Source organism: Demequina sp., assembly GCF_024642165.1.
GTDB lineage: Bacteria > Actinomycetota > Actinomycetes > Actinomycetales > Demequinaceae > Demequina.
On the sequence record NZ_JAHEBP010000059.1, the window covers coordinates 1 to 11,778 of the forward strand.

Genomic DNA, 11,778 nt, shown 5'->3' on the forward strand with positions numbered 1-11,778 from the left:
TACGGCTCGGCGCAGAAGGTCCGCACCCTGGTGCAGCGCGACTTCGATGCGGCGTTCGAGCAGTGCGACGTCCTCGTGTCTCCCACCACGCCCACCACGCCGTTCAAGATCGGCGAGCGCATCGACGATCCGCTCGCGATGTACCTCAACGACGTCGCCACCATCCCGGCCAACCTGGCCGGGATCCCCGGCATGTCGCTGCCCGCGGGAGTGGCACCCGAGGATGGGCTGCCCACCGGATTCCAGATCCTCGCGCCTGCGCACGAGGACGCCCGGTTGTACAGGATCGGCGCGGCGCTGGAGGCGTCGCTGACGGCGGACTGGGGCGGCCCGCTCTCCGCGCAGGCCCCCGAGCTGGAGGTGGCCCGGTGACCACGATGACCTACGAGCAGGCGATGGAGGAGTTCGACCCGGTCTTCGGCATCGAGGTCCACGTCGAGCTCAACACCAAGACCAAGATGTTCTGCGGCTGCGCCAACGAGTTCGGCGCCGAGCCCAACACCCAGGTGTGCCCGGTGTGCCTGGGGCTGCCCGGCGCGATGCCCGTGACCAACGAGAAGGCGGTGGAATCGGCGATCCGGCTGGGCCTCGCGCTCGGGTGCTCGATCCGCGAGAGCTCGCGCTTCGCGCGTAAGAACTACTTCTACCCGGACCTCGCGAAGGACTACCAGATCTCGCAGTACGACGAGCCCACCTGCTACGAGGGCTCGCTCGACGTGGTGCTCGACGACGGCACGGTGGTGACCGTCGGCATCGAGCGGGCGCACATCGAGGAGGACGCCGGCAAGAACACCCACGTGGGTGGCACCGGCGGCATCCAGGGTGCGTCCCACTCACTGGTGGACTACAACCGCGGCGGCGTGCCGCTGGTTGAGATCGTCACGAAGCCGGTCGAAGGAATGGGCGTCCGCACTGCGGAGGTCGCGCGCGCCTACGTCGCCACCATCCGCGACATCGTGCGCGGGCTCGGCATCTCCGACGGCCGCATGGAGCAGGGATCCGTGCGCGCGGACGTCAACCTGTCGCTGCGCCCCAAGGCCGTGGCGGGCGAGTCGCAGGGCGACGTCCCGTTCGGCAAGCGCTCCGAGACCAAGAACGTCAACTCGCTGCGCGCCGTCGAGCGTGCGATCCACTTCGAGGCGGCGCGCCAGGCGACTCTGCTGCTGGGCGGCTCGCCCGTGGTGCAGGAGACCCGCCACTGGCATGAGGACACCGGCTCCACCACTCCCGGGCGCTCGAAGGAGGAGGCAGAGGACTACCGCTACTTCCCGGAGCCGGATCTGCTGCCCGTCGAGCCGGCGCGCGCCTGGGTCGAGGAGCTGCGGGGCACCATCCCCGAGCACCCCGCCAAGATGCGGGCGCGGCTGCGCGAGGAATGGGGCTTCGCGGAGCTCGAGATGCGGGACGTGGTCGCGGCCGATGCTTTGGCACTGATCGCGGACACGGTCGCCGCCGGCGCCACCGCCCAGGCGGCGCGCAAGTGGTGGATGGGCGAGTTGTCCCGCGTGGCCAACGACCGCGACGTGCCGCTGGCGTCTCTGCCCGTCACGCCGGCCGGGATCGCCGAGCTGCAGGGGCTGGTCGATGCCGGCACCCTCAATGACAAGCTCGCGCGGCAGGCGCTCGAGGGTGTGCTCGCGGGCGAGGGCTCGCCGGCGCAGGTGGTCGCGTCCCGGGGCCTCGAGGTGGTCTCGGACGATTCGGCGCTCGAGAAGGCGGTCGACGAGGCCCTGGCGGCTCAGCCCGAGGTGCTCGCGAAGATCCAGGACGGCAAGGTCCAGGCCGCCGGCGCGATCGTGGGCGCCGTCATGAAGGCCACCCGTGGCCAGGCGGACGCCGGGCGCGTGCGAGAGATCATCCTCCAGCGCGCCGGCGTCGAGGGCTGATCCGGCGCTCGCTTGCGAGCGCTGAGACCCCCGCCATCGCGTCCGCCGCCTGACACTGCGCACGGTTTGAGATCCGACACGCGGTGAGGAGCGCCGACGCGGCTCTCTCCACCAGCGTGTCGCGCGCCACTCCGTGCGCAGTGTCGGGCGGGGAGGCCGCCGCCGGACCGCTGTGCGCGATGGCGCGCCGAGCGAGTGTGCCTGACGATGGTGTCATGAGGGTCCAGCTGCTTCACATCGACGCGTGCCCGGGCCACGAGCCTGCGGGCAGGCGCCTGCGGGAGAGCCTCGATGCCCTGGGCCTGGGCGACGTGCCGATCGACGAGGTCCTGGTCCGTTCCTCTGCGGACGCCGCCGCGCTGCCCTTCGCCGGTTCGCCCACCATCGTCGTGGACGGCGAGGACCTGTTCCCGAGCCCGGCCAACCTGCTGGGCCTCGCCTGCCGGGTGTACGCCACGGACGCGGGGCTGGCGGACAGCCCCACCCGCTCCCAGATCACCGAGGCGCTGCGCGCCCGGATGTGAACCCGGAGGGCGCTGCGCGCGCGGCGGGGCCACCGTCGGAGGCCTCCACACGGACCACTTGACCTTCCAGCCGACTGGAAGGATTACGGTGATCCTATGTTGCCACGACAGGAGGTCCCCATGAGCCGCGAAGGCGATCACGCACACGATCACGACCACCACACCATGACCAGCGAGCACGACCACTCGGCCGTCGCATCGTCCGGCCACGAACACCACGGCGGTCACGAGCACCACGGCACGGATCACTCGGGCCACGCGGACATCTTCCGGCGCTTGTTCTGGTGGAACCTGCTGCTCGCCGTGCCCGTGATCGCGACCAGTGAGATGGTCGAGGGCTGGCTCGGCTACGACCTCCCGGGCAGCGCGTGGATCCCGCCGCTGCTGGGCACCGCGATCTACCTCTGGGGCGGCTGGCCGTTCCTCAGCATGGCCTGGCGCGACGAGATCACGGTGCGCAAGCCCGGCATGATGACGCTCATCTCGCTCGCGATCACCGTGGCCTTCGCGGCGAGCGCGGCGGCGACGCTGGGCGTGGGCGACTTCAACTTCTGGTGGGAGCTGGCGGGCCTGATCGTCATCATGCTGCTGGGCCACTGGCAGGAGATGAAGGCGGTGGGCCAGGCGCGCGGCGCGCTCGCGGCGCTCGCGGAACTGCTGCCGGACGATGCCGAGCGGCTCACCGGCGACGGCGACGCCACCGAGCACGTGAGCATCGGCGACCTGCTCGAGGGCGACGTGGTGGTGGTCCGCCCGGGAGGACGGATCCCCGCCGACGGCGACATCGTGCGTGGCGACGCCAGCATCGACGAGTCCATGATCACGGGCGAGTCCGCACCCGTGGCGAAGGCGAAGGGCGACCGCGTGGTGGCCGGCACTGTGGCGACCGACGGCTCGCTGCGCATCGAGGTGACCGCGACGGGCGAGGGCACGGCGCTTGCGGGTATCCAGCGCATGGTCCAGGAGGCGCAGGACAGCCGTTCGGGCACGCGTCGCCTCGCGGACCGCGCGGCCGCCTGGCTGTTCTGGATCGCGCTCGGTTCGGCGGCCGTGACCCTGGTGGTCCACGCCGCTTTGGGTGACCTGAGCGGCGGCCTCACCGCTGCCGTATCCGTGCTGGTGATCGCCTGCCCTCACGCGCTGGGCCTCGCGATCCCGCTGGTCATCGCGATCTCGACCTCGCAGAGCGCGAAGCACGGCATCCTCATCAAGGACACGGCCGCACTCGAGGCCATGAGGACGGTCGATACCGTGCTGTTCGACAAGACCGGCACCCTCACCGAGGGGTCCCACGAGCTGACCGATATCGCGGCCGTCGACGGCTGGGAACTGGAGCGGGTGCTCGCCCTCGCGGCCGCGGTCGAGGCCGAGTCGGAGCACCCGATCGGCCGTGCCGTGGTCGCCGCCGCCAAGGATCGCGGCGTCGAGGTGCCCTCCGCCGTGGACGTCGAGACGATGCCCGGCAAGGGCGTGCGCGCCACCGTCGACGGCCAGGTGGTTGCCGTGGGTGGCCCGGCGCTGCTCGACGAGTCCGGCCTCCAGGCGCCCCCCGGACTGGACGATGCCGCGGCCCGGTGGCGCGAGCGCGGCGGCGCCGTGCTGCACGTCGTGGTCGACGGAGCGGTGGTGGGCGGGTTCACCACGGCCGATCCGGTGCGTCCCGAGTCCCGCGCCGCCGTCGATGCGCTTCACGCGCGCGGCGTCGACGTGGCACTCATCACCGGCGACGCGCGGTCGGTAGCGGACGCCGTGGCGGGCACGCTCGGCATCGACGAGGTGTTCGCCGAGGTTCTGCCCCGGGACAAGGACGCCGCCGTGGGGGATCTCCAGGGCCGCGGCAAGAAGGTCGCGATGGTGGGTGACGGCGTGAACGATGCGCCGGCGCTGGCTCGCGCGGACGTGGGTCTCGCGATCGGCGCGGGCACTGACGTCGCGATGGAGGCCGCCGGCGTGGTGCTCGCGAGCTCCGACCCGCGGGGCGTGCTGGGCGTGATCGCGCTGTCGCGCGCGACGTATCGCAAGATGCGCCAGAACCTGGTCTGGGCGACCGGCTACAACGTGATCGCCATTCCGGTCGCGGCGGGCGCCCTGCAGCCCATCGGCATCACGATGCCGCCCGCGGTCGCGGCGATCGCCATGAGCCTGTCGACCATCGTGGTCGCGGCTAACGCGCAGCTGCTGCGCCGGGTGAGCTTGGATCCGCAAGACCTTGCGGCTTGAGAGTTCCTGGCCTAGCGCTACGCCGCCGTGCATCCCCCGCCTGACACTCCGCACGGATTGAGATCCGACACGCCGCTGGAGCGGGCCGATTCAGGGCTCAACACCGGCGTGGCGCGCGCAACTCCGTGCGGACTGTCAGGGCTGTAGTGGGACCCGGGCGCGGTCAGGCCCCGTACGCCGCCGCGGCCGCCCGGTACGCCTCGCGGATCTCGGGACGCGTGTCGAGTGCCGGAGCCGCCACCACGGACAGCGGCCAGGACGGCCGCGAGCCGGTGAGCGCCCACGCCGCCTGCACCGCGGCACCCGCGGCCACGTACTCGCCGGGCTCCGGGATCTCGACGGGGACGTCGAACACCTGCGCGGCGATGGCCTGCACGGCGGGGTTCTGAGCCGCGCCGCCCACCACGAGCGTGCGCTTGGCGACCACGCCGGAGGACAGGATCGCGTCCATGCCGAAGGCCTGCGCGCACAGCATGCCCTCGATCGCGGCGCGGGCGATGTTCTCGCGGGTCGCGTTCGCGAGCGTCAGCCCCGACAGGGTCGCGGTCGCGTCCGGAAGGTTGGGCGTGCGCTCGCCCTCAAAGTAGGGCACCAGCGACAGGCCGCCGGCGCCGGGTGCGGCGGCCAACGCCAGCGTCCCGAGCTCGTCGTGCGTCACGCCCAGCACGCGGGCGAAGGCATCGAGCACGCGCGCCGCGTTGAGGGTGCACACCAGCGGGAGGTATTCGCCGGATGCGGAGGCGAAGCCGGCCACGATCCCCGACGGGTCCGCGAACGGCTCCTCGGTGACGGCGAACACGGTGCCGGACGTGCCGAGGGACACCACGACGTCACCGACGCTCGCGCCCAGCCCGAGCCCCGCGGCGGCGTTGTCGCCCGCCCCGGGTCCGACCACGCACGCCAGCCCGTCGACGGTTCCCGCGCTCTCGCCAGGCCCGAGAACCCGCGGCAGCACCGCATCGTGCCCCAGGGCCGCGGTGAGCAGCTCGCGGTCGTACTCGCCCGTGGCGGGATTCCAGTAGCCGGTGCCGGACACGTCGGAGCGGTCCGTGGTGAGCTCGCTCAGCACTGGCCCCAGCGGGGACGATGCTGCCGGCCCGTATCCGCGCAGGCGCCAGGTGAGCCAGTCGTGGGGGAGGGCGACGGCGGCCACCGCCGCGGCGTTGTCCGGTTCCGCGTCGCGCAGCCAGCGCAGCTTGGTGGACGTGAACGATGCGACGGGCACCAGTCCCGTCCTATCCGCCAGCGCGGAAGCGCCGAACTCGGCGATCAGGTCCGCGGCCGCCCCGGCGGAGCGCGTGTCGTTCCACAGCAGCGCGTCCCTCACCACGGTGCCGTTGGCCGCGAGCGCGACCATGCCGTGCTGCTGCCCGCCCACGGAGATGGCGGCGACGTCCTCGAGGCCGCCCGCATCCGCAAGCGCCGCCTGCAGCGCGTCCCACCACGCCGCGGGATCCACGGACGTGCCGTCCGGATGCGAGGCTCGTCCGGTGCGGACCACCTCGCCGGTGTCGAGGTCGCGGATCACGACCTTGCAGGACTGCGTGGAGGAGTCGACTCCGGCGACGAGCGTCATCGGGCGTGCCTTTCGAAAGAGGATCCGGCGCCCCGGCCGCTCCACGGAGGACGAGCGGTCGAGGCGCCGGCGGGTGGAAGGGTCAGCGGGCGCCCATGAGGTGCTCGACGGCGAGCTGCTGGAGCTTGACGAAGCCGAAGCCCTTGCCGTCGAAGTATGCCTCGGCGTCGAAGTCCTCGTAGGCGGACGAGTCCGCGACCAGGTCCGCAACGCTCTCGCCGTCGCCGAGCGTGGTCTGCGCGAGCTCGTGCTGGCGGGTGGCCGCGATGGCCTCCTGCACGTCCGGGTCGGCACGGAAGGCCGTGGCGCGCTCCTTGAGCAGCAGGTACATGCGCATGTTGGCCTTGGCCGATTCCCACACTCCGTCGATGTCCTCGGTGCGTGAGGGCTTGTAGTCGAAGTGGCGGGGGCCGGTGTACGCCTTGCCGCCGCCCGGGCCGCCGTTCTCGAGCAGGTCGACCAGCGAGAACGCGTTGATCAGGTCGCCGTGGCCGAACACCAGGTCCTGGTCGTACTTGATCCCGCGCTGGCCATTGAGGTCGATGTGGAACAGCTTGCCGTGGTCGAGCGCCTGCGCGATGCCCGCGGTGAAGTTGAGGCCCGCCATCTGCTCGTGCCCGACCTCGGGGTTGAGGCCCACCAGCTCGGGGTGGTCGAGCGTGTTGATGAACGCCATCGCGTGGCCCACCGTGGGCAGCAGGATGTCGCCGCGGGGCTCGTTGGGCTTGGGCTCGATGGCGAACTTGATGTCGTAGCCCTGGTCGATCACGTACTGGCCGAACAGGTTCGCGGCCTCGCGGTAGCGCTCGAGCGCCACGCGGATGTCCTTGGAGAAGTCGTACTCGGCGCCCTCGCGGCCGCCCCACATCACGAAGGTGGATGCGCCCAGCTCCGCGGCCAGGTCGATGTTGCGCAGGATCTTGCGGATGGTGAACCGGCGCACCGCGCGGTCGTTCGAGGTGACGCCGCCGTCCTTGAACACCGGGTGGCTGAACGTGTTGGTGGTGATCATCGGGATGGTCATCCCGGTCTCGTCGCACGCCGCCTTGAGCGCGTCGATGGCGGCGCGGCGCTCGGCCTCGGTCGCCTCGAACGGGAACAGGTCGTTGTCGTGGAACGTCATGCCGTACGCGCCCAGCTCGGCGAGCTTGTGGATCGCTTCGATGGCGCCGAGCGGGCCGCGCGTCGCGGAGCCGAACGGGTCCGCCGCCTGCCATCCGATGGTCCAGAGGCCGAAGGTGAACTTGTCGGCCGGGGTGGGGGTGAGCGCCATCGCGCATCTCCATTCGTCGTCGATGTGGGTAAAATGTTCCCGGAGAGAACATATCGCGCGACTGGCGCTCTGTCAAAGGGAACCGGCAGGGGGCGGCGGGACGATGCGTGGGTCGCCCGGGTGACCCGGGCGGCGGTCGCGCATCGTGCCTGGACGGCGGCATACTGACGGGCACAGGGTGAGGAGCGGCGGATGACCGACGAGGGTGTGACTGTGGACGGCGACGCGTTGTCGCCCACCCGCGTCGCCGCGTCACGTGGCAGCCGCAACGACCAGACGCGCCGCCACAACCTCTCCACCCTCCTCACCGCCGTCCACTACGGCGGGCCCCTGACCCGCGCGCAGCTCACCCGCGAGACGGGCCTGAACCGCTCGACCATCGGCGGCCTCTCTGCAGAGCTCTCGGCGCTAGGGCTGGTGGTCGAGGACGCGGCCGCGGAGACGGGCTCCGTGGGTCGCCCCAGCCTGATCGTGCGTCCCCGCCCTGACGTGATCGCCCTGGCGCTCCACCCGGACGTCGACGCGCTCGAGCTGGGGGCGGTCGCGGTCGACGGCACCGTGGTCGCGCGCCGGCGCCTGGGCGTCGACGCCCCGCCGAGCCCGGACGATGCGGTGGCCTTCGCCGCAGCGGCGGCCCGCGAGATCGCCGCCGAGCTGGGTGGCGCGCGGGTGGCGGGCGCGGCGGCCGCGGTGCCGGGCCTGGTGGCCGTCGACGGCGACACCGTGGTCGCGGCGCCTCACCTGGGATGGCGCGGCGTCGCGTTCGGTACCTCGCTCACCGCGGCCCTCGGGGTGCGGTCCACCGTGGGCAACGACGCCAACCTGGGCCTGCGTGCCGAGTGGAGCTACGGCTCCGCGCGCGGGGTCGACAACGTGGTGTACCTCAACGGCTCGGCGTCGGGCATCGGAGGCGCCGCGCTGCTGGGCGGCCGGATGCTCCGTGGCGGGCGGGGGTACGGCGGGGAGTTCGGCCATATGCTGATCCGCTCGGACGGCGAGCGCTGCTCGTGCGGCCGCTCCGGCTGTCTCGAGACCGTCCTGAACGCCGAGCGCCTCGATGCCGCGGGCCACGACCACGCCGCGATCGACGCGCTCGCGGACGTCCTGGCCGCCGCGATCGCCAACCTCGAATCCGCGTTCGACCCGGACCTGGTGCTGCTGGGCGGGTTCCTGGGACAGCTGTTCGATGCGCGTCGCGAGCGCATCGCATCGGGCGTGCGGGACCAGGCGTTCCGTCCGGACGCGGAGGACGCGGCGATCGCCCGCGCCGGGCTGGGCGGGAATCGCCTGCTCATCGGCGCGGCGGAGCGTGCCTTCGCGCCGCTGCTCGCGGATCCCGCTGGCGTCGAGCTCGTCAGGATGTAGCGCGGGCCTCCCGCGCGATGAAGGTGGCCATCCCCGGCACGGTGAACGCGATCTCGCCCCGCTTGGGCGCGTAGACGATTCCCTTGTCGATGAGCCGGGCCCGCAGGTTCGAGACGCCCTCGGCGCCGCGCCCCAGCCGATCGCCCACGTCCGCCACCAGCGACGGACCGTCGCCGTCCTCGGCCATCGCCGCGAGGTAACCCTGCTCGGCCCGCGTGGCACGGTCCCAGCGCGCGCGGAAGAACCCGCGGTCCAACTCGGCGAAACCCGCCCGCTCGGCCGCCGCGGCATCGTCCCCCGACACGGGCGAGGAATCCGCGCTCTCCCACGCCGCCTTGCCGAACACCTGGATGAAGTACGGGTACCCGCCCGAGACCTCCACGATGCGCGCGAGCGCGTCCGGGTTCCACGTCTCGCCCAGGTGCGCGACCGGCTCGACGAGCGCGCGCCGAGTGTCCTGGGTGTCCAGCGGGCCCAGCTCGCGGTAGTCGAACATCCGCTCGGCATAGGACCTCGCCCGGCCCAGCACCCGCGGGAGGGACGGCAGCCCGGCCCCGCACACCAGCAGCGGCAGGGACCGCAGGTTCGCCTCCTGGACGGTGCGCAGCACGGCGGTGAGTGACTCCTGGTCCAGATCCTGCATCTCGTCGACGGCGATCATGAGGCCGGCGCGGTGCTCGGCCTGCGCGGCCGCGATCGCCAGCAGCAGCTCGGGGAGATCGTGGGCGGGGCGGCCCGACATGGCCACCGCGTACCGCGTATCGATGTCCACCCCGAAGGACACCTCGTCGAGCCCGATAGCGACGCGGAAGCCGCGCAGCGCGGCGAGCGCGGTGAGCGCGCGCTCCGACATCGACGGGCGCACCAGGCGGCGCAGCTCGGGCGTCAGCCGCTCCGCCAGGCGCTCGATGAACGGCGACGCGGAGGCCGGATCCGCCTCGATGCGGACCGCGATCCACCCTCGCAGCGCCGCGTCCTGGGCGAACCGCCCCAGCAGCACCGTCTTGCCGGCGCCGCGCAGCCCGTAGGCGAGGATCCCGCGCCCGCCGCGACCGAGCGCCAGGCGCTCGACGGCCGCCGTGCACGCGGCGATCTCCGCGTCCCGCCCCACCAGCGCGAACGGCGGCGCGCCGGCTCCCGGGTTGAACGGGTTGGTGTTGGGGTGCATATCGGACACGCTACGTCGAGCCACCGACATCCCCCTGGCAGACTGGCCGCATGATCACCGTCTCCGTTCCCACCCAGGCCGTCGCCGATGCGCTGGGCGACCCGGGCCCCGACGCCCGCGTGATCGTCTGGAACCCGGCCGAATCGGACCCCCCGGCACAGGAGCGGGAGCGCATCACCATCGCGTGCCTCGCGCACTTCACGGGAGGGCGCACGCTGTACGGCCGGCTCGCGCAGTGCCCCGACCTCAAGGTGATCCAGCTCGCCTCGGCCGGCTACGAGCACGCCGCCGGCCTGGTGCCGCCGGGCGTCTCGCTCGCGAACGCGCGCGGGGTCCACGACTCCCGGGTCGCCGAGATGACCCTCCTGCTCGCGCTCGCGTCGCAGCGCCGGTTCCCCGCCAACCTCGACGCCCAGCGCCGCGGCGTCTGGGAGCCGGACTTCGAGGCGCCCAGCCTCGCGGACACCAAGGCGCTGGTGGTGGGCTACGGCAGCATCGGCGAGGCGATCGGCGCGCGCCTGCGAGCGTGCGAGGTGGAGGTCGAGGGCGTCGCGCGCTCGGCCCGCATGGCTCCCGACGGCACGCTGGTCCACGCCGCGGACGGGCTGCTGAGCCTGCTGCCGCACCAGGACATCGTCATCGTGGTCACGCCCCACGAGGATGCGACCGACAAGCTGGTCGACGCGGCCTTCCTGGCCGCCATGAGGGACGATGCGCTGCTCATCAACGTGGGTCGCGGCAAGGTGGTCGACACGGACGCCCTGCTCGCGGAGCTCCAGTCGGGGCGCCTGCGCGCCGCGTTGGACGTGACGGACCCCGAGCCGCTGCCCGAAGGCCACCCGCTGTGGTCAGCCCCGGGCTGCATCGTGGTCCCGCACATCGCGGGGGTGGAGCGGCTCACCAACCGTCGCTTCACGGACGTGGTGCGCCGTCAGATCGAGGCGCGGCGGCATGGCGACGATCCGGCGAACTTCGTGATGATGGGCGCCTTCCCCGCGTAGGGGAGAGCCGCTCGGGGCGGGCGCTCCGCTCCGCGACGCGGCGGGTTATCCGTCGTTGGCCGCGTCACGCATGGCGATCCACGCGGACACGATCTCGCACAGCTCGTCGCGACGCTCCTCGGCCTCCGCGATCGACACGAAGGACATCGACCGGCCCTCCTTGCCGTCGCCCACCAGGTGCGGGAACCGGCCGGGGATCAGCGCCCCGTGGTGGAACATCAGGGTGGCGTGCTGCGTCGCCTTCGGGAAGAAGCTGGCGAGGTTGCCCTTGTACACGAACGTGGGCGACTGCCACTTGATGCATTCGCCCATGCGATCGTCCGCGTGCAGGACGATCCGGCGTACCCGCTCCACGACGTCCTTCATAGGGTTGTCGTAGTGCGACATCCAGACGTCCACCTCGTTGTCCGTCATGTGGCAAGGCTAGACCCGTCTGTCACGAGTTGCGAGGGTTTTTCCCGATTGCGCCCTCGTGCTCGAGAAGCCACCGCTTGCGCTCCAGCCCGCCGGCGTAGCCCGTGAGCGCTCCGTCCGCGCCCACCACGCGATGGCAGGGCACGGCCACGGTCAGCGGGTTGCGTCCGATCGCCGCCGCGACCGCCCGGGTGGCCGTGGGCCTGCCGATCGCACGCGCCACCTCGGCGTAGGTGCGCGTGGTGCCCGCGGGGATGTGGCGCAGCTCGGCCCACACGGCACGCTGGAAATCCGTGCCCGGCGCGATCCCGGCCACCTCGACCTCCGCGGCTGCGCCGTCGAAGTAGGCCT

11 protein-coding genes are annotated in these 11,778 nt (G+C 72.3%); 6 read left to right on the top strand and 5 right to left on the bottom strand.

The genetic code is table 11. The annotated features are described in order from the left end of the window. The 4 genes from Q0L54_RS06875 to Q0L54_RS06890 form a co-directional block, all read left to right on the top strand. A partial coding sequence (locus Q0L54_RS06875) for an amidase family protein (RefSeq protein WP_296666471.1) occupies window positions 1–372 on the top strand: 372 nt, incomplete at its 5' end. A 5-nt stretch (window positions 373–377) separates the two neighbouring features. Next, complete coding sequence (gene gatB, locus Q0L54_RS06880) at window positions 378–1,886, top strand: Asp-tRNA(Asn)/Glu-tRNA(Gln) amidotransferase subunit GatB (protein ID WP_296666484.1); 1,509 nt, start codon at window positions 378–380, stop codon at window positions 1,884–1,886. A gap of 215 nt (window positions 1,887–2,101) precedes the next feature. Beyond that, entirely contained in the window at window positions 2,102–2,410 is a 309-nt protein-coding gene (locus Q0L54_RS06885) for a hypothetical protein (RefSeq protein WP_296666472.1), read from the top strand. A 120-nt stretch (window positions 2,411–2,530) separates the two neighbouring features. Next, a complete protein-coding gene (locus Q0L54_RS06890) occupies window positions 2,531–4,630 on the top strand; it encodes a heavy metal translocating P-type ATPase (RefSeq protein ID WP_296666473.1) in 2,100 nt (699 codons plus the stop codon). Window positions 4,631–4,793: 163 nt separating this feature from the next. On the opposite strand, the gene Q0L54_RS06895 is transcribed toward Q0L54_RS06890, so the two are convergent. Together Q0L54_RS06895 and xylA are read right to left on the bottom strand one after the other, a co-directional pair. Then, window positions 4,794–6,206: an FGGY family carbohydrate kinase gene (locus Q0L54_RS06895; RefSeq protein WP_296666474.1), complete on the bottom strand. Its 1,413-nt coding sequence runs from the start codon at window positions 6,204–6,206 to the stop codon at window positions 4,794–4,796. A gap of 82 nt (window positions 6,207–6,288) precedes the next feature. Further along, window positions 6,289–7,479: a xylose isomerase gene (gene xylA, locus Q0L54_RS06900; protein ID WP_296666475.1), complete on the bottom strand. Its 1,191-nt coding sequence runs from the start codon at window positions 7,477–7,479 to the stop codon at window positions 6,289–6,291. 192 nt (window positions 7,480–7,671) lie between these two features. Here xylA and Q0L54_RS06905 point away from each other — a divergent pair, with 192 nt between their 5' ends. After that, window positions 7,672–8,844 (top strand): ROK family protein, encoded by a 1,173-nt coding sequence (locus Q0L54_RS06905; protein ID WP_296666476.1) that lies wholly within the window; start codon window positions 7,672–7,674, stop codon window positions 8,842–8,844. Here Q0L54_RS06905 and Q0L54_RS06910 read toward each other — a convergent pair. After that, window positions 8,834–10,012, bottom strand: coding sequence for an ATP-binding protein (locus Q0L54_RS06910; protein WP_296666479.1), 1,179 nt, complete (start codon window positions 10,010–10,012; stop codon window positions 8,834–8,836). The two genes, Q0L54_RS06905 and Q0L54_RS06910, sit on opposite strands and share 11 nt — an antisense overlap. Before the next feature lie 50 nt (window positions 10,013–10,062). Here Q0L54_RS06910 and Q0L54_RS06915 point away from each other — a divergent pair, with 50 nt between their 5' ends. Then, window positions 10,063–11,013, top strand: coding sequence for a 2-hydroxyacid dehydrogenase (locus Q0L54_RS06915; protein WP_296666480.1), 951 nt, complete (start codon window positions 10,063–10,065; stop codon window positions 11,011–11,013). Window positions 11,014–11,058: 45 nt separating this feature from the next. Here Q0L54_RS06915 and Q0L54_RS06920 read toward each other — a convergent pair whose 3' ends face one another. Both Q0L54_RS06920 and Q0L54_RS06925 read right to left on the bottom strand, forming a co-directional pair. Beyond that, window positions 11,059–11,427: a DUF1801 domain-containing protein gene (locus tag Q0L54_RS06920; RefSeq protein ID WP_296666481.1), complete on the bottom strand. Its 369-nt coding sequence runs from the start codon at window positions 11,425–11,427 to the stop codon at window positions 11,059–11,061. 22 nt (window positions 11,428–11,449) lie between these two features. After that, a partial coding sequence (locus Q0L54_RS06925) for a methylated-DNA--[protein]-cysteine S-methyltransferase (protein ID WP_296666483.1) occupies window positions 11,450–11,778 on the bottom strand: 329 nt, incomplete at its 5' end.